A 17032-nucleotide genomic window follows, 5' to 3' on the forward strand; every position below is an offset into this window, starting at 1 on the left:
TTGAGAGAAGCGCCTAACTTATCTCATCTGTACTTCGTCTCTCCTCCTTCCCTCGGGGACAATACGCGAGATATGTAAAAATCAGAAGGAGTATGCCCGCCATTTGGGTAGGTAGTTATTTCTCTTCTCCTCAACATTTCCTTAGGAGCGAAATGACTACCGACCCACTTTTTCAAACAAAAATAAAAAGGAGATGAAAGCTATGTTCTATTGCATTAACTGTTCTGAAATTCACCATGAAAAACACCCGAATGATAAAGTTTTTAAAAACGGTTTTTATATTGATCCATTTTTAGGTGATCGTTATCACCTTGGTATGTGTACAGATGCCCAAAACCATGAAACAAGGGCGCCTCTTTTAGCGACAAAGAAATTAGGCACAACTCAATCTATTATGAACGTATTACCGACACATGTTGTCCCAACGTAAAGCATAAAAAAGAGCTGGCTCCCCAGCTCTTTTTTATGCTTTATAAACGATCATTGCTGAAAAACAATAAATTTGGTTTTCGTCATCGTTAATAGAAACACCGACTTGGTACTTAATATCTACAAAGTTACTATCATCAATTTTTTTCAAAAATACATTTACAGCGTCTTCTAAGTCTTTTTCATGACTTTCATCAAACACTTTCACACGAATCATGTTAACACCATCCTAGATCGCAGCCCTCCGCCGCTTGTTTATTGCCACGGTGCGTATCTATGATGCGATAAAACTTTCCATCTTCATATATATATCCGTCTTCTAACACATATTGTTTATCTTCAGTATAGACATAAAACTTACCTATCATAAACTTACTCGTATATAATTCCAAATAATCTTGCCTAAATTTAGCTACAACTTTATTTGTAATATCAATTCTAATTGTGCGCCCCACCTTCTCTCCCTCCCTTGCAAAGAACGGATTTAGGTATATTGTATTAGCGATTTTATATTTTATGCTTAAAAATAAGTGGATATGCCCTCTTTCTGCGCCTGTACTATTTTTCTAAAAAAATTCCCCCTATTTATTCAACTTATAAGAGCAAAAAAACAAACAAAAAAACGACTTTTATATATTGACTACAGTATATCAGATGTGATATTATATAAAATTTGACATTTTTATCCTAGTATGTTATCATTAAAAGTAGTTACCACATACGGAGGTGGATGATTTGTTTCAAATTGGTGATAAAATCGTTTATCCAATGCACGGTGCAGGAATCATCGAAGCAATTGAAGAGAAAGAAATATTAGGCACTACGCGTCAATATTGTGTTATACGCATCATTAGTAAAGATATGCAAGTAATGCTTCCGATAAATCAATTACAAAAATCAGGTATACGTTATATCGTCGATAAAGGTACGTTAGATGGTATACTTCTTGAATTTCATCATGGGGAATCAGACCCCTCACTCTCTTGGAAACAAAGATATACAATGAATATGGAAAAAATGAAGAACGGCAATCTTCAAGATAGTGCAGAAGTTGTTCGTGATTTACTTCGTCGCAATAAAGAAAGAGCATTAAATGCGAGCGAAAAACAAATGCTAGATAATGCGCGTAAAATGGTTATTAGTGAAGTTGCGCTCGTACAGAATGTTTCAGAACATCAAGCAACAGAATTTCTTCAAGATACAATCAATCATTAATTTTAAAAATAGCCGACCGCTATTTTTTTTTGCGTAAAAAAGGCCAAAGAGTTAAATCTCTTTGGCCTTTCATATTACCCACGCCCCGCTTGAAACGATGGATATAAAGTCATTCCACCATCTGCAAATAACGTAATTCCAGTTACGTAACTTGCCTCTGCTGAAGCGAGCCACGTTGCTACTGCTGCGATTTCTTCAGGTTTTCCAATGTACCCCATTGGAATCATACTTTCTACGTCTTCACGTTTTTTCGGGTCAGCAAATTTTTCAGCATTAATTGGCGTATTAATTGCACCAGGACCAATATTATTTACCCGAATACCTTTTGGTGCATATTCTAACGCTAACGTTTCTGTCATAAGCTTAATACCTCCCTTACTAGCCGCATAATGCACAAATAATGGCCACGGGATTTTCTCATGAACACTAGACATATTAATAACCGAACCTTTAATATCGTGTTCCACAAAATATTTAATCGCTTCACGACTTCCTAAAAAAGCACCTGTTAAATTTGTATGAATTACTTTATTCCAATCCTCTAACGGCATTTCATGCGAGGGTACCGCGTTTTCTATCCCTGCATTATTAATCATAACGTCGAGCGTACCAAACTCTTTCACAGCAGATTGAATGAGATTCACAACATCTGCCTCGACCGTCACATCACCTTTTACAGCAATCGCTTCTCCACCTACCTTTTTTATTTCTTCTAATACATCGTTCGCTTCTGACTCTCTTGAGCGATAGTTAATAACAACTTTCGCCTTCTCTTTAGCAAATCTTACTCCCATGGCTCTTCCAAGACCAGTTGCTGATCCTGTAATAACGACGACTTTCCCTTCTAAATCGCTATACATTTTAATACCTCCTTAACCTTTCGCAATCCCCAGCATAATTCCAGCTGCAATGATAAAAACGATACCAATAACAATCCCAATTAATTGACGCTTCGTTTTCCTTTCACCTAATATAAAAATCCCGCCAAGCGTCGAAATAATAATTCCCATTTGTGAAAGGGAAAAGCTTGTTGCGACCCCAACTCTTGGCTGCGAAATGAATAAAAACATATTTCCAGCTGCCCAAATCAATCCTGGAAGAATATTTCGAATCGCATATTTATTGAATGGATGATGTTTAAATGTGAGTAAAATCCCGCCTAATACCATACCGACCGCTTGTGGTAATAAAGCCGACCAACCGTTCACGTTAAATAACCGGATAACTACTACGTAAACTAAATAACCGACTGTTGAAATTAATAAAATAATAATTCCTTTTTTAAAATTTCCTGCTTGCTCTGCATTCTTCTCTTCTTTACTTTGAAGCGATGTTAAAATAACCCCGATAATAATACAAACGAGCGCCAAAACTCCAAGAACGACCGATATCGTCGTTGACCATTCATGAAACACGATAACCCCAAATAATGTTGTTGCGACTAATTGAAGCCCTGTTGAAATCGGCATCGTTCTAGAAACACCCATTAAATCAATACTTTTTAATTGATTCGCTTGACCAAGTGCCCAAAATAAGCCAGATACAATTCCAACTCCAATAACGGTCGGAGTTAATACCGGCTTCATAAAAATATAAACAACAATTGAGAAGATAAGTGCACCGAACGTTGTACCGAGCGTTTGACTATACGGTCCCCCACCCAGTTTCACGTTAAATAGCACAATACTCCCCCAAAATATAGCTGGTAAAATCGCTAAAAGTATATCCATCGCTCATTACCTTTCTCTACAAAATGTCATAGGTTATCGCTCTAAATCATTAGAGTGAGCTTTTATTTTTTCGTTTTTTCGTGCACAAATCTTTTCTACAATAGCACCAGAAACATTCTTTTCTCGCTCCACTTTCTTTATCTTTATGTGATCTAAATTGTCTTCCAAAGTAAGTGTAACTTTATCATTCGGCGGATTATGTGCCCCTTGAAATGTAAGAAATTGTATCGTAACTTCAAACCTAGGAACAAACTCATCTTTCTTGCCTAGACGCTTTATATTTGTAACTGAGTCACATTCATATTGATCTTCTGTCACTTGCCTTATAACCGAGTAATATCGATTCAGTAACGCACTTTCTAAAAGCTGTTCCGTCGATTCCTTTGCCAAAGAATTGCTTGGAGAAAAGAAAAAAACAGAACATATCATTGCAATCATTACACATATCTTTTTCATAACTTCCTCCTTTTCCTATAAGATAGTGTTCTCCAAAATGCCATAAAAAAACGACTTTCCCTATTTAGGAAAGTCGTTTTTTATAGCATAAATCCAATATTAACCACCACTCACTGGTGGTATTAGTGCAACTACATCACCAGTGTGTATCGTGTCATCTTCATTTGCGTACTCTTCATTAATCGCAACCATAATTGGCGCTGACACTGGTACATTATATTCTTTCGCAACAATATCTTTTAACTCTGCAACAGTAATATTTTCTTTCTCTATTTGTAATTCACTCGTTCCTGCTTCTTCTTGCAAGTTCGCAAATAACAATACTCGAATCATATTTATAACTCCTTCCCAGGCTCTCCTGCTGGATATGGTGTTTTTTCTAATTGGTCACCAATCCATGAGTCACCATCTTCCCAAAACTCCTTTTTCCAAATTGGAACAATTTGCTTAATACGCTCCATAATATATTCATTCGCTTCATAAGCCTCTTTGCGATGAGGCGTTGATACAGCAACAACAACCGCTATATCAGAAATTTGCAGCGTGCCGATGCGATGCGTAATCGCAACATGTGTACCGGGCCACTTCTCCTTCACTTCTGACCCAATTTTCTGTAGCATCTTTTCTGCCATCGTCTTATAAGCTACATACTCTAAGTATAGTGTACGACGCCCTTTCGTAAACTCCCTAACTGTCCCGATAAATGTTGTAACAGCACCACATTCACGGCGAACTACTTTCTTTGTCACCTCTTCAATCGAGATTTCTGTATCAATTACTTCATAATACGTATTTATCATTTTGCACCCCTAGCCGTTTGTAAAAACCAGTCTATATACAATTTTTCTTCTGTTATATGAAATACTTTATATTCTTCTCGTACATTTGACGAAGCATCATACCACGTAATAACTGCCGCTATATTTTCTACTTTATGTAAAAGTTCAGCGTCTTCCGCAGAACGAAGTAACACTACTTTCGGATAGTTCTCAGCTTTATAGCCCTCTATTAAAATCGTATCTACTTCAAAAAATTCGTACAAGCGGATAATTTCTTGCAAGGACCATTCATCTCGCAAAGAGGACAAAGATAGTAATCCGGCACCTTCTACACTACTTACTACAGCACCAGCTTTTCTGTGTCTTTCACTATCTTTTTGCGCTACTTCAGGAAAGCCCCCGTGACCATGATGTTTAATTGTAGCAACCTTCATTTCTCTTTCAGTTAATGCATGCACCATCTTCTCTACAAGTGTTGTTTTCCCGCTATTTTGATACCCTACTATTTGTAAGATTGAAGAGGCTTTGTCCACGGCCAATCACTTCCCTCAGAGCATTCTAACAATAATACAGACACTTTCATTCCTGCTTCAAATCCTCTCGTTCCTCCAGGCAGCACGATAAAAGCATTTGCATCCGCAAGTGAAGAGACTGCACTCGATTTATCTAAACCGACTGGCATCGCTTGTAGTGCCCCATTAACAATACTCGCTTTTGCTCTTACAAAACGAGTAAACGGATTTGGTTTCGGGAAATCTTTTTGTAAAATAGCATCAGTTCTATATACGTGAGGCTCCTTCACATGCAAATACGTTTTCATAATTGGATGCACAAATAATTCGAAACCTACATAACAAGCTGACGGATTACCTGATAAACCAAAGAGTAGCTTTCCATCAACTTCAGCTACTGTCGTTACACTCCCCGGTCTCATCGCTATTTTATTAAAGAGTACATTCGCCTGTAACCTTTCATAAATAGCTGGCAAATAGTCGTAATCCCCTACTGAAACACCGCCCGTTGTAATTAAAATATCAACCTCATCCATCGCTGATTTAACAGCTGTAAAACATGCATCTAACTCATCGGCAAGTTGTCCATAGTAACGCACTTTCCCGCCAGCTTTCATAATTTGAGCGGCAATCATGTAAGAGTTACTATTTCTAATTTTCCCTGGCTCTAACGCCTCATGCACTTCTAGTAATTCACTTCCTGTCGTTACAATACCGACAACAGGCTGTTTTACAACTTTCACAGTGCTATATCCAAACGTCGCTAATAATGCGGCAACACCTGGATTGATTACAACACCTTTCTTAACGAGGACTTGATTTTGTTTTATATCTTCTCCTTTAAATGACACATTGTCACCGTTTTGGAAAGGACGTTTTAGCTTCATATATGTACTTTCGTTCCTCTCGAATCCTTCCGTCAGTTCTAGCATTACGACTGCATTGCAATCTTCTGGAATAGCTGCTCCTGTCATAATACGAACCGCCTGAAAAGCCCCTACTTCTTCTGTAAAAACAGATCCTGCTCCGATCTCTCCTATTACTTCAAATTCAATCGGCTGCTCTTGACTCGCTTCCTTCGTGTCTTCTGCTCGAATTGCGAAACCATCGTAAGGAGAACGATCAAAGTGAGGAACGTCGTGATCTGAGACAACATCCTCTCCAAGAATCCTCCCATAACTTTCTGTAATAGAAACTTCTTCTACTTCACCATGCTTAGCATATTTCATAACCCGCTCTACAGCCTCAGCAACTTGAATCGGGATTCGTTTTTCTACCATTGTTTCTCACCTCATATTTGCAAAATATCTAATCTCGATTACACTTTATATATTAAATCGCAATTACTTCAAGGAGGAATTCCATGTCTTCATTCACACATTTCAACGACCAAGGGCGCGCTAAAATGGTTGATATAAGTGACAAAAAAATAACCGTTCGAACAGCAATAGCATGCTCTAGCATTCTCGTTACAAAAGAAATTTTTGATAAAATCTCACGCAACGAAATTGGTAAAGGTGACGTATTAGCCGTCGCACAAATCGCAGGTATTATGGCTGCAAAACGTACTTCTGATATTATCCCAATGTGCCATCCTTTATTATTAAAAGGTGTTGACGTCTCTTTCGATTGGAAACAGTCAGAAGAACAGTATCGGCTACTTATTGAAGTAAAAGTTAAAACAGAAGGTAGTACCGGCGTTGAGATGGAAGCTTTAACAGCCGCTTCCGCTACCGCTCTTACTGTATATGACATGTGTAAAGCCGTTGATAAAGGTATGATTATTGGCGAAACGTACTTACTTGAAAAAACGGGCGGAAAAAATGGAGATTATATTAGAAATTCTTAATCCTACCTTTTCCATTTGAACCTAAAGGATTCCCCTTTAGGTTCAACCTATATATCTTGCATATAGTCGTTTCGCAACATTCATATCATTCGTACCATGAATAAACGCCCTGCCATCTGTAAATAAAACAAAACGATATTCTTCCACTGGAAATGATAATAAATACGGCGTTGCTTTTACATCCACACTTTTTTGTAAGCGCTTTTTAATTTCTTCTAAATTAAAACCCTGACGCACACCTGGACGGATTTGAACTGTATTTCGCCCACATAATACTTCTGTTTTCGTTTGTGCTTCAAATGTTAAACTCGGATATGTACGTAACTTTCCACAGGATAAACATGTATCCTTTTTCTGCCTATTCACTTTAAATGCCATCTGTTGATTATTCCAAAGATCAAATGATAGCATCGTTTCACGAAGTGCCTCAAAATCTTCTACTAATATTTTCAAGGCTTCCGTTATTTGATGTGCAACTACTAATTGCACTGCTGGCTGTATAATACCGGCCGTATCACATGTCGCTCCGCTCGCCGGATGTTCCATTAAACATCGAAAACACGGCGTTTTTCCTGGCAAGATTGTATAAGTTACTCCGTAACTTCCAACACATCCTCCGTATATCCATGGAACGTTATACATCTGGGATATATCATTAATAAGAAGGCGCGTTTCAAAATTGTCTGTCGCATCTAATATTAAATCTACACCTTTAATTAACTCTTCCATTTCTTGCACCGTTACATCAGTCACAACCGGTACAATTTCTACTTCGGAATTAATTGCCTTTAAATGTTCTGCTGCCGCTATTGCTTTCGGCTTATAATGCTTCGCATCTTCTTCTGTATATAATTGTTGCCTTTGTAAATTACTCCATTCTACATAATCACGATCCGCAATTGTAATTTTTCCAACACCTGCTCTAACAATTGCTTCTGCATTCGCTGCTCCGAGCGCACCAGCACCGATGACGAGCACGTGCTTCCCTCTTATTTTCCGTTGCCCTTCTTCCCCAACACCAGAAAATAACATTTGTCTTGAATATCGCTCTTGCATACGACATCCCCCTTTCTTATCCTCCTATATAAGACATTTCAATTTTCGGACGATTTTTCGCACTTTCTTCTGTCCGTTCATCTGAATATCGATCTTTTCTATTCTCCCATACATATTGTATAGCTTTTAATAACTCATTATCCGAAAGGTTTTCCCTGAGAAGTTTCCTTAAATCCATTCCTTCTGTCGCAAACAAGCAAGTATAAAACTTTCCATCTGCCGAAATTCTTGCTCTCGTACAAGAAGAACAAAATGACTCAGAAACGGAGGTAATAAAACCAACCTCTACATTCGTTCCAACGTATCGATACCGCTTCGCAACCTCACCAAAATAATGAGCTTCAGCTGGCTCAATTGGATACACCCCATGAATCATATCAATTAATTCTCGTTTCGTAATAACTTGATCAAAATTCCATCCATTCGTACTGCCAACATCCATAAACTCAATAAATCTAAGCGTGATTCCTTGTTCTTTAAAATACGTAGCAACCGGAAGTACTTGATGATCATTCATTCCTTTTTTTACAACCATATTTACTTTCACTTCAAGGCCTGCTTCTTTCGCTGCCATAATTCCTTTTAACACTGGCTTCGTATTCATATTCCGGCCATTAATTGCGCGGAACACATTATCATCTATCGCATCCAAACTAACATTTACTCGGTGTAACCCAGCTTCTTTTAACGCCTTCGCTTGCTTCGTTAAATGAATCGCATTTGTCGTTAATCCTATATCTACTAAACCGTCAATTTTCACGAGACGTTCGATAAGTTTTGCTAAGTCCTTACGGAGCAAGGGTTCGCCACCAGTAAGTCTAATTTTCCGTACACCGATGCTAACAAATACTTTTGCTAATCGCTCTATTTCATCAAATGTCAGTAAAAACTCATCTTTCAAAAAAGCATAATCAGGACCAAACACTTCGGCTGGCATACAATACGTACACCGTAAATTACAACGATCAATGACAGAGATGCGTAAATCTTGAAGTGGGCGTCCGAAAAAATCTTTAACCTTCTCCTGCATCGCCACTCTCCCTTTCTGCCAAATTTATACCTCTCTTCATTCTATTATAATATATTTTTGAACCGCGATGTTTTTGCTCAAGTGAATAAAGTGAAACTTTAATCAGTGGGGGTTTTGTCCATCCCCACTGATTATTAGCCCACAAATAGAGGGATAAAAAACCTTGAAACATAAAAGTTCCAAGGTTTTTTTGCTTATTAACTTAATCTAATAATAGTTAGAGTAGCTCCTGGCGTTGTCGTAGATAATGTAGCCACTGCAAGTAATCCAAATAACTGTAAACTAATAGCAGAGCCCGCAGCTAAATTACTAATAATTGTCGCATTAAATGAACCTGTAGCCACTGCCGGTGAATTTATTGTTCCTGCTAGCGGACTTCCATTTACAGTTATACGCGAACTTACAAGTAAAGCTGCCGTTATATTAATTGTGTAGGCTATATAATAATTACCTGCATTTGTAACGGTAAACACAGTATTTCCACCACTAACTGTTATTCCCGGTCCAATATTTTGATTGTTCGGTAATGGTATATTCGTACCGCCTAACAACACGGAAATAGCACTTCCTGAAGTATTATTTGCAAAGGAATACGTTGCAGTTGTACTAACTCCAGTCACCCCTGTTGCTCCTGTTGCTCCCGTTGCTCCCGTTGCTCCCGTTGCTCCCGTTGGACCTTGGATTCCTTGTGAACCTGTCGCTCCTGTTGCCCCCGTTGGACCTTGAATTCCTTGTGAACCTGTCGCTCCTGTTACTCCCGTTGGACCTTGAATTCCTTGTGGGCCTTGTGGGCCTGTTGGACCTGTGTCCCCGGTTGGGCCTTGTGGACCTTGTAAACCTTGCACACCTTGCGGACCTGTTGGACCTATTTCTCCTTGCACACCTTGTATTCCGGTTGGGCCTTGTGGACCAGTCGGACCTTGCACTCCTTGTATCCCTTGAATTCCCTGTGGGCCTTGTGCTCCGGTTGCACCTGTTGCCCCTTGTATCCCTTGTGGGCCTTGACCTCCTTGGATTCCTTGAGGACCTGTTGGACCTTGGATTCCTTGCGGGCCTTGAATTCCTTGCGGCCCTTGATCTCCCGTTGCTCCCGTTATACCTTGGATCCCTTGTGGACCTTGAACACCTTGCGGACCAGTTGGGCCTATGTCTCCTTGTACTCCTTGTATTCCTTGTGGACCCTGCAGCCCCGTTGCTCCGGTTGCACCAGTTACTCCAGTTGCTCCGGTCACACCCGTCGCCCCTGTTGCTCCCGTATCTCCTACTCCTCCCGTTACACCTGTCGCTCCTGTCGGACCAGGTGGTCCACCTGATGGACCTGTCACTCCCGTCGGACCTGATGGACCTGTTGGGCCAGTCGGTCCGGCTGGGCCTCCTGATGGACCAGTTACACCTGTTGGACCAGTTACTCCAGTTGCTCCTGTAGTCCCTTCCCCTGTCACCCCTGTTGTACCCGTATCTCCAGTTACTCCTGTCGGCCCTTGGATTCCTTGAATTCCTTGTGGGCCTTGCACTCCTTGCGCACCCGTCGGTCCTTGAATTCCTTGGATACCTTGAACTCCCTGTGGACCCATTGGACCTGTTGGACCTATATCCCCTTGAGTACCTTGCACTCCTTGCGGGCCCTCTGGACCTGTTGCTCCTATATTCCCTTGAACACCTTGAACTCCAGTTGCTCCTTGTGCTCCGGTTGCTCCTGTTATACCTTGAATCCCTTGTATTCCCTGAATTCCTTGTGGGCCTTCTGGACCTGTTACTCCTATTGGTCCTTGAATTCCTTGGATTCCTTGTGGGCCCTCTGGACCTGTTGCTCCAGCTGATCCTGGCACTCCTTGGATTCCTTGCGGACCCTGAAGTCCTTCTGGGCCTTCTGGGCCTGTTGGTCCTATATCACCCATTGGCCCTTGAATTCCTTGGACTCCTTGTGAGCCTGTGTCCCCGGTTGGACCAGGTACCCCTTGTATTCCTTGTGGGCCTTGATCTCCTGTTGCTCCTGTTATACCTTGATGTCCTATGGCCCCTTGTATACCTTGCGGACCTTGATCTCCAGTTGCCCCCGTTATCCCTTGAATTCCCTGAACCCCTTGGATTCCTTGTTCACCAGTTACTCCTGTCGGACCAGGAATACCTTGAATACCTTGCGGACCTTCTGGACCCGTTGGTCCAATTGGCCCTTGAACCCCTTGTATTCCTTGCAGGCCCTGTGCTCCTGTTTCTCCTGTACTTCCAGTCGGACCTGTATTTCCAGTCACTCCCGCACTTCCAGTTACTCCAGTATTTCCAGTCGCTCCCGTCGCACCTGTACTTCCACTCGGTCCACCTCCTGGCCCTGTCGCACCAGTTGCTCCAGTCGGACCTGGAGGTCCTCCAGATGGGCCAGTTATCCCTGTTGGACCTGTTATTCCAGTCGGACCACTAATCCCCTGACCAGTCGCTCCTGTTGCTCCCGTATTTCCACTCGTTCCTTGTGGGCCTTGTATCCCTTGAGCTCCTTGTATTCCTTGTGAACCTGTTGCACCCGGTACCCCTTGCACTCCTTGAATTCCTTGAGGTCCCTCTGGCCCGGTAGCTCCAATCGGCCCCTGTAATCCCTGTATCCCCTGTATACCTTGTGCCCCAGTCGCTCCGGTCGGACCAATTGGACCTTGTAACCCTTGCACTCCTTGAGGTCCTGTCGCTCCAGTTTCTCCCTGTGGTCCCCTTAATCCTTGTGGGCCCTGCTGTCCTTCTGGTCCTGTTGCACCCATTTGTCCAGCTGGTCCTTGAATCCCTTGCACTCCTTGAGGTCCTGTCGGGCCCTTCTCCCCCATCGGACCTTGAAATCCCCTTGGTCCTTGTGGGCCAGTCGGGCCTTGTGGACCGGTTGGACCAGTAATCCCAATGCCAGTAAATCCCGTTGGAACGGGAGGAAAAGTAGGTCCAATAAGATTCGGTGAAATTCTGAAATTAGAGTTTAATGAATTTTGTCTATCGCGCTCTTTCACACTTTCACCACCTACACACCATCTTTTTTACTTTAAACAAACCTCTTCTTCTTAATATGTATTTACAAAAACAATCTCAAAGACTATTTTTATTCTAAATAATAAAAACTCCCTTAATTCCTTAAGGGAGTCCAGCAGCTGAATCCATATTATCTGTATTAGGGACAGCTTGCGATATACTCGATACATTTGCACCTTGCCCCATATTTGTTCCCGTTACAGTACCAGCAGGGGTACCTCGTGTATAGGTTGTCGTCACCGAATCTCCCGGTTGTAAACAAAGCTTCGTCTCCGTCCCTATTACTGTAACAACGTCAATCCAAGTGCACCCCATTGAACCACTATACGATTTCGAAGCAGTAAATGAAGTATCACTCAAATTATCCCCTGTAAATATATTCCCAGTATTATTAACGATAATAAATTCTTTAATACGTGCAGGCATACTTACACTCTACCTTTCCTTTATGCACCTAATGTACGTGTACTCGTCGCTAATGGCGGAAGAAACACTGATGTTCTAATCACAGCTTCTGGCTGTCGTTTCCCATTTAAAAAAACAGCCGCACTCGATCCTCCAGCACCAGCATATATTTTTGCCACAGCTAAAGGTGAGATATCATAACAGTCGCCAACATTAACAGCTCCTGTATTATTTATAATTTTTACTTTACGCATGTTAATTCCCATTTCGCCTCCCCCTTTTGTATACTGTATGCAAAAGAAAAAAACTTGAAACAAACACGTTTCAAGTTTTTGCAGCTACTTATTTAGTTTCGCCTTCATATTGAAGCATACCGCCAACCATATTCACCGTTTTAAACCCTTGCTCATTTAAATAATGGCATACATTTTCACTACGCATTCCCGAACGGCAAATAAAGATATATTCATTCTCTTTCTCAAAGAAATCCACTTTATTTGGAATATCGCCCATTTTAATATGTACAGCTTCTGGAATTTTCCCTGCCGCTACTTCTTCATCTTCCCTTACATCTACTAAAAATAATGTTTCTCCATTTTCTAAACGCTCTTGCACTTCTTCTGTAGTAATTGTTTTTACTTCTGTCATATGTAGTTCCTCCTTATATACAATAAAACCTTCAGTTTCTTCTTTAAACAATCATTTCTCATCAATTTTAGCACGCGAAGGAAGGAACGCAAAGAATGGAACATTTATTTCTCAATTTTCCAGCAAAACTTATTCTTTACAAACATAACTGACGCATTGTATCCTCAATATACTTGTTTGATGAAAGGAGCCAGTTAAAATGACACTTTTTCTTTTCATTATGGGCATCATTTTCTTAGTTTTTGCAGTTATTGCTCTTAGTATGAAAAATAATAAAAAGATAAAATCCCCTCAAGAAATGTCATTCTTATTTCTATTACTTAGTATAGCTTTCTTCGGTTTATCAATCGCTTCATATATTTTCCGTCTGCAAATCATGTAAAAAAAGGTGCCTACTATAAATCATGCACCTTTCCACATTAATTATTTCCTACACAAAACTAGATACTTTCCGGTTTAAAAACTCATAAATTTTCTTTTCAAATAAATGAACATCTAACGCTCCTGCCATATGCCCATTTATACTTTCTATCTCATATACTTCTGCGTACTTCCCTTGCTTTTGCAAAATGTCTACCATTTTATAATTATAACGAGGTGGCTGAAGTAAATCTTGTTTGCACGGAATCATGAGTACATTCGCTTCTATATTAGAAAGAGCCTCTTCTAAAGAAGAAAATCCATGCGCAATATCATGTAATAAGACTGCTTTCGCAGTGTACATCCACGAATTTGCATCTACTAAATCTATACTTTTGCATGTCACTTTATTAATCTCTTTCTCAAATGATGTTAATGCAGAAAATTCCTGATAAGGTGCCATTTCTATACTGTTCCGCGGGAATGCCGTTTCATAAAAATGTTCATCAAACGCATTCATAAACATCATTCGATTTGCTAAATGAAGACCCTTCGTTGGCTGCTCTTCTCCATACTTTCCACCTTTCCAGTTTGGATCAAGCTGAATTGCTTCAATCGCATTTTGCGCTACATTTCCCGACGTTATAATTGGATTTTGTGGATTCGTAATAACTCCAATCACTCGCTCTACCATATGAGGATAGTGAACAGCCCATTGCTGCGCAATCATCCCACCTGCCGACGGTCCCATTACAGCATGTAGCCTAGCAATCCCCATATCTTTTATTAACTCATATTGCATACGTGCTACATCTAAAAATGTGAAAACTGGAAAATCCATCGCATACTCAAAACCAGTCATCGGATTTATCGATTTTGGTCCCGTTGTAATTACGTAGGGATTCTTCACCTGTACATTACAAAGGTTATCAGTGCATATAACGAAATATTTATTTGTATCAATTGCTTTTCCAGGTCCAATTAATCCATCCCACCAACCAGCTTCCTCATCATGCTCTGTATATTTTCCTGCCGCATGACTTGTTGCACTAAAATAGTGACAAACCAAAATCGCATTTGATCTTTCTCTATTTAAAGTGCCATACGTCTCATACCCCATTTGAACAGGAATTTCCCTACCATTTTCAAACACAAATTCTTTTAAAACAAACTTCTCCTTTTTTACAATTTGCACAGACTCGCCTTCTTCCCGTCATATTATGAACTGCTTACTAAAGGATTTTTTCTATACAAACCAATCTCCTCCTTCTTTTCATAAATAAATGAATAATATACAAAATTAGCCACAAAATAGCACTATATTACAAGATCAAAGAGGGCATACATATGATTTGGAATTGGTTACGTAAGAAAAAAAACTCAAATACAAAAGAGACAGATGATTCGAAACAACAGCCAGATGATCAAAAGGAACATAACAAAGATAAGAATGGCGAGCCAAAAAGTACGGAACAAACTGAGGATAATTCTCAAAATAAGCAGCAAAATTCTAAACAAGAGGATTCTTCTCAAAACAAACAGCAAGGTTCTAAACAAGAGGACTCTTCTCAAGACAAACAGCAAAGTTCTAAACAAGAGGATTCTTCTCAAGACAAACAGCAAAACTCTAAACAAGAGGATAATTCTCAAAACAAACAACAAAGTTCTAAGCAAGAGGATTCTTCTCAAAACAAACAGCAAGGTTCTAAACAAGATGATTCTTCTCAAGACAAACAGCAAAGTTCTAAACAAGGTGATTCTTCTCAAGACAAACAGCAAAACTCTAAACAAGAGGATAATTCTCAAAACAAACAACAAAGTTCTAAGCAAGAGGATTCTTCTCAAAACAAACAGCAAGGTTCTAAACAAGAGGACTCTTCTCAAGACAAACAGCAAAGTTCTAAACAAGAGGATTCTTCTCAAGACAAACAGCAAAGTTCTAAACAAGGTGATTCTTCTCAAAACAAACAGCAAAATTCTAAGCAAGATGATACTTCTCAAAACAAACAGCAAAATTCTAAGCAAGATGATAATTCTCAAAACAAACAGCAAAGCTCAGGAAGTAACAGCATTTATGACTTTAGCAAACCAGAAAGTGACCATATTCATTCTCTACAAGATTTAATAGAGAAGATGAAACAGTCTAGTGACTTTGTTAATTACCATACATCTGACGATGACACGATGCCTTATTGGATTTCTTACTATCGTCCTTCACTTGATGGTGAGAAATTGCAAAAGTATTTAATGCCTACTCTTTTGGAACGTCCTTGCGCTCCATTAGAAGAATTAAAAGAACATATTCCAATGAGTGGTATAACGATTACGAACGACTTACAAAAAATTGAGGACATGGTTTTAAAGGGGCATGCAATTATTCAATTAAATCAGCAAGATCAAAAATGTATGCTTGCAAACATTGCAATTGATAATTATCGTGCACCAACTCCTCCATTAAATGAATCCACCGTTATCGGGCCACAAGAAGGATTCGTAGAAGATATTGATACGAATATTAATTTAGTACGAAAACGTCTTCCTGTTTTAGATTTACACACAAAAGAGATGATTATTGGAGAGTTTTCAAAAACAAAGGTTGTCATGATGTATTTAGACAACCTTGCCGAAAAAGATAATGTAGACTTTCTAGAAGAATCACTTCGAGCTCTTGAATATGATCAAATTAACGATAGTGCTTATATACAGGAATTAATGGGTGAAAAGTCAATTTTTCCTCTCTATATAAATACAGAACGCACTGATAGAGTCACAAAAGCACTTATTGATGGAAAAATCGCTATTTTTGTTGATGGTTCTCCAAGTGTCCTATTAACGCCTGTATCATATTTCGATTTTTTCATTTCACCAGAAGACTATAACGTTTCTTGGCTGTACGCTACATTCTCAAGAATTTTAAGATTGATCGCTGTTCTATTCTCAATTTGTGCAACTCCATTATACGTTGCAGTTTTGAATTATCATTATGAATTGGTTCCGAGTGACTTACTTGAAACATTGATTTTATCAAGGGCTCAAGTACCATTTCCCCCTTTAATAGAAGCACTTTTCTTGGAACTTGCGATTGATTTATTAAGAGAAGCTGGCGCGCGATTACCAATGAAAGTTGGACAAACACTAGGTATTGTAGGCGGTATTGTAATTGGGCAAGCATCTGTACAAGCTGGTTTAACGAGTAATATTTTATTAATTATCGTTGCTTTATCAGCGTTAGCTTCCTTTATTACGCCCATTTATAAAATGGGTAACGCTGTTCGTTTACTACGTTTCCCATTTCTCGCATTTGCAGAAATAGGTGGGCTCTTCGGTATATCTCTTGGATTTATCTTTTTATTTACCCATTTGTTTAGGCTTACTTCTTTACGTAAGCCGTACGCTCTCTTTTATCCAACGAGACAACAATCCTTTAAAGATTCTTGGATTCGTTTTCCATTAACAATGATTGATACTCGAGATGTTCAAGCAAGACCGCAACACGTAAAGAAAGCAACTAATGGAATTTCTACAAAACATACGTCAGATTTTGATGATTAAGAAATGAG

The 17032-nt window shown here is 39.6% G+C and carries 21 protein-coding genes; 5 read left to right on the forward strand and 16 right to left on the reverse strand.

The features are described 5' to 3' along the window. Positions 1-202: 202 nt before the first annotated feature. Positions 203-430 carry a DUF3973 domain-containing protein gene (locus tag MKX37_RS23010; protein WP_078421859.1) on the forward strand — a complete coding sequence of 76 codons (228 nt, stop codon included), beginning with the start codon at positions 203-205 and terminating at the stop codon, positions 428-430. 33 nt (positions 431-463) lie between these two features. On the opposite strand, the gene MKX37_RS23015 is transcribed toward MKX37_RS23010, so the two are convergent. After that, positions 464-646, reverse strand: a complete 183-nt coding sequence (locus MKX37_RS23015; RefSeq protein WP_000621751.1) for a sporulation protein Cse60 — start codon at positions 644-646, stop codon at positions 464-466. Position 647: 1 nt separating this feature from the next. Beyond that, positions 648-884, reverse strand: a complete 237-nt coding sequence (locus tag MKX37_RS23020) for a DUF2553 family protein (protein ID WP_002089059.1) — start codon at positions 882-884, stop codon at positions 648-650. Between the two features lie 280 nt (positions 885-1164). On the opposite strand from MKX37_RS23020, the gene MKX37_RS23025 reads away from it, so the two are divergent. Beyond that, positions 1165-1644, forward strand: a complete 480-nt coding sequence (locus MKX37_RS23025; RefSeq protein WP_002143447.1) for a CarD family transcriptional regulator — start codon at positions 1165-1167, stop codon at positions 1642-1644. A gap of 74 nt (positions 1645-1718) precedes the next feature. On the opposite strand, the gene MKX37_RS23030 is transcribed toward MKX37_RS23025, so the two are convergent. From MKX37_RS23030 to MKX37_RS23060, 7 genes are all read right to left on the reverse strand, one after another. Further along, on the reverse strand, positions 1719-2504 hold the full coding sequence (locus tag MKX37_RS23030; protein ID WP_002129473.1) for a glucose 1-dehydrogenase: 786 nt from the start codon (positions 2502-2504) through the stop codon (positions 1719-1721). 12 nt (positions 2505-2516) lie between these two features. Beyond that, a complete protein-coding gene (gene glcU, locus MKX37_RS23035; protein WP_002129475.1) occupies positions 2517-3374 on the reverse strand; it encodes a glucose uptake protein GlcU in 858 nt (285 codons plus the stop codon). A 33-nt stretch (positions 3375-3407) separates the two neighbouring features. Next, the gene (locus tag MKX37_RS23040; protein ID WP_002089063.1) at positions 3408-3830 is read right to left on the reverse strand and encodes a DUF3888 domain-containing protein; all 423 of its coding nucleotides are present in this window, start codon (positions 3828-3830) and stop codon (positions 3408-3410) included. Between the two features lie 99 nt (positions 3831-3929). Beyond that, entirely contained in the window at positions 3930-4163 is a 234-nt protein-coding gene (moaD, locus tag MKX37_RS23045) for a molybdopterin converting factor subunit 1 (protein ID WP_002089064.1), read from the reverse strand. A gap of 2 nt (positions 4164-4165) precedes the next feature. After that, on the reverse strand, positions 4166-4630 hold the full coding sequence (moaE, locus tag MKX37_RS23050) for a molybdopterin synthase catalytic subunit MoaE (protein WP_002129479.1): 465 nt from the start codon (positions 4628-4630) through the stop codon (positions 4166-4168). Continuing rightward, on the reverse strand, positions 4627-5148 hold the full coding sequence (gene mobB, locus MKX37_RS23055; RefSeq protein ID WP_002164943.1) for a molybdopterin-guanine dinucleotide biosynthesis protein B: 522 nt from the start codon (positions 5146-5148) through the stop codon (positions 4627-4629). Before mobB ends, moaE begins: the two co-directional genes overlap by 4 nt. After that, positions 5112-6401: a molybdopterin molybdotransferase MoeA gene (locus MKX37_RS23060; RefSeq protein WP_002129483.1), complete on the reverse strand. Its 1290-nt coding sequence runs from the start codon at positions 6399-6401 to the stop codon at positions 5112-5114. The genes mobB and MKX37_RS23060 overlap by 37 nt, the downstream gene beginning before the upstream one ends. An 83-nt stretch (positions 6402-6484) precedes the next feature. Between MKX37_RS23060 and moaC the strand changes: the two genes are divergently transcribed. Further along, entirely contained in the window at positions 6485-6970 is a 486-nt protein-coding gene (moaC, locus tag MKX37_RS23065; protein ID WP_002129484.1) for a cyclic pyranopterin monophosphate synthase MoaC, read from the forward strand. A gap of 42 nt (positions 6971-7012) precedes the next feature. Here moaC and MKX37_RS23070 read toward each other — a convergent pair whose 3' ends face one another. From MKX37_RS23070 to MKX37_RS23095, 6 genes are all read right to left on the reverse strand, one after another. Continuing rightward, entirely contained in the window at positions 7013-8026 is a 1014-nt protein-coding gene (locus MKX37_RS23070) for a molybdopterin-synthase adenylyltransferase MoeB (RefSeq protein ID WP_002067678.1), read from the reverse strand. A 16-nt stretch (positions 8027-8042) separates the two neighbouring features. After that, complete coding sequence (gene moaA, locus MKX37_RS23075) at positions 8043-9056, reverse strand: GTP 3',8-cyclase MoaA (RefSeq protein ID WP_002129486.1); 1014 nt, start codon at positions 9054-9056, stop codon at positions 8043-8045. A 197-nt stretch (positions 9057-9253) separates the two neighbouring features. Next, positions 9254-12040 carry a BclA-related collagen-like exosporium protein gene (locus MKX37_RS23080; protein ID WP_078421860.1) on the reverse strand — a complete coding sequence of 929 codons (2787 nt, stop codon included), beginning with the start codon at positions 12038-12040 and terminating at the stop codon, positions 9254-9256. 121 nt (positions 12041-12161) lie between these two features. Beyond that, a complete protein-coding gene (locus tag MKX37_RS23085; protein WP_002129489.1) occupies positions 12162-12485 on the reverse strand; it encodes a hypothetical protein in 324 nt (107 codons plus the stop codon). Positions 12486-12505: 20 nt separating this feature from the next. Further along, positions 12506-12730 (reverse strand): spore germination protein, encoded by a 225-nt coding sequence (locus MKX37_RS23090; protein WP_000512595.1) that lies wholly within the window; start codon positions 12728-12730, stop codon positions 12506-12508. A 76-nt stretch (positions 12731-12806) separates the two neighbouring features. After that, a complete protein-coding gene (locus MKX37_RS23095; RefSeq protein WP_000141214.1) occupies positions 12807-13112 on the reverse strand; it encodes a rhodanese-like domain-containing protein in 306 nt (101 codons plus the stop codon). Positions 13113-13311: 199 nt separating this feature from the next. Between MKX37_RS23095 and MKX37_RS23100 the strand changes: the two genes are divergently transcribed. After that, positions 13312-13494 (forward strand): hypothetical protein, encoded by a 183-nt coding sequence (locus tag MKX37_RS23100; protein WP_002129493.1) that lies wholly within the window; start codon positions 13312-13314, stop codon positions 13492-13494. Positions 13495-13542: 48 nt separating this feature from the next. On the opposite strand, the gene MKX37_RS23105 is transcribed toward MKX37_RS23100, so the two are convergent. After that, the gene (locus MKX37_RS23105) at positions 13543-14667 is read right to left on the reverse strand and encodes an alpha/beta fold hydrolase (protein ID WP_016120921.1); all 1125 of its coding nucleotides are present in this window, start codon (positions 14665-14667) and stop codon (positions 13543-13545) included. Positions 14668-14819: 152 nt separating this feature from the next. Here MKX37_RS23105 and MKX37_RS23110 point away from each other — a divergent pair, with 152 nt between their 5' ends. Then, on the forward strand, positions 14820-17024 hold the full coding sequence (locus MKX37_RS23110) for a spore germination protein (RefSeq protein ID WP_078421861.1): 2205 nt from the start codon (positions 14820-14822) through the stop codon (positions 17022-17024). The last annotated feature ends 8 nt before the right edge of the window (positions 17025-17032 follow it).

Origin of the sequence: Bacillus sp. FSL R5-0709 (assembly GCF_038004785.1) — a bacterium.
GTDB lineage: Bacteria > Bacillota > Bacilli > Bacillales > Bacillaceae_G > Bacillus_A > Bacillus_A mycoides.

Bases quoted from the DNA above. Each gene is read 5' to 3' on its own strand.
- moaA (WP_002129486.1), bottom strand. From the start codon at position 9,056: ATGCAGGAGAAGGTTAAAGATTTTTTCGGACGCCCACTTCAAGATTTA.
- moaC (WP_002129484.1), top strand. From the start codon at position 6,485: ATGTCTTCATTCACACATTTCAACGACCAAGGGCGCGCTAAAATGGTT.
- MKX37_RS23040 (WP_002089063.1), bottom strand. From the start codon at position 3,830: ATGAAAAAGATATGTGTAATGATTGCAATGATATGTTCTGTTTTTTTC.
- MKX37_RS23030 (WP_002129473.1), bottom strand. From the start codon at position 2,504: ATGTATAGCGATTTAGAAGGGAAAGTCGTCGTTATTACAGGATCAGCA.
- glcU (WP_002129475.1), bottom strand. From the start codon at position 3,374: ATGGATATACTTTTAGCGATTTTACCAGCTATATTTTGGGGGAGTATT.
- MKX37_RS23070 (WP_002067678.1), bottom strand. From the start codon at position 8,026: ATGCAAGAGCGATATTCAAGACAAATGTTATTTTCTGGTGTTGGGGAA.
- MKX37_RS23010 (WP_078421859.1), top strand. From the start codon at position 203: ATGTTCTATTGCATTAACTGTTCTGAAATTCACCATGAAAAACACCCG.
- MKX37_RS23085 (WP_002129489.1), bottom strand. From the start codon at position 12,485: ATGCCTGCACGTATTAAAGAATTTATTATCGTTAATAATACTGGGAAT.
- moaE (WP_002129479.1), bottom strand. From the start codon at position 4,630: ATGATAAATACGTATTATGAAGTAATTGATACAGAAATCTCGATTGAA.
- MKX37_RS23015 (WP_000621751.1), bottom strand. From the start codon at position 646: ATGATTCGTGTGAAAGTGTTTGATGAAAGTCATGAAAAAGACTTAGAA.
- MKX37_RS23090 (WP_000512595.1), bottom strand. From the start codon at position 12,730: ATGGGAATTAACATGCGTAAAGTAAAAATTATAAATAATACAGGAGCT.
- MKX37_RS23110 (WP_078421861.1), top strand. From the start codon at position 14,820: ATGATTTGGAATTGGTTACGTAAGAAAAAAAACTCAAATACAAAAGAG.
- MKX37_RS23060 (WP_002129483.1), bottom strand. From the start codon at position 6,401: ATGGTAGAAAAACGAATCCCGATTCAAGTTGCTGAGGCTGTAGAGCGG.
- MKX37_RS23095 (WP_000141214.1), bottom strand. From the start codon at position 13,112: ATGACAGAAGTAAAAACAATTACTACAGAAGAAGTGCAAGAGCGTTTA.
- MKX37_RS23100 (WP_002129493.1), top strand. From the start codon at position 13,312: ATGACACTTTTTCTTTTCATTATGGGCATCATTTTCTTAGTTTTTGCA.
- moaD (WP_002089064.1), bottom strand. From the start codon at position 4,163: ATGATTCGAGTATTGTTATTTGCGAACTTGCAAGAAGAAGCAGGAACG.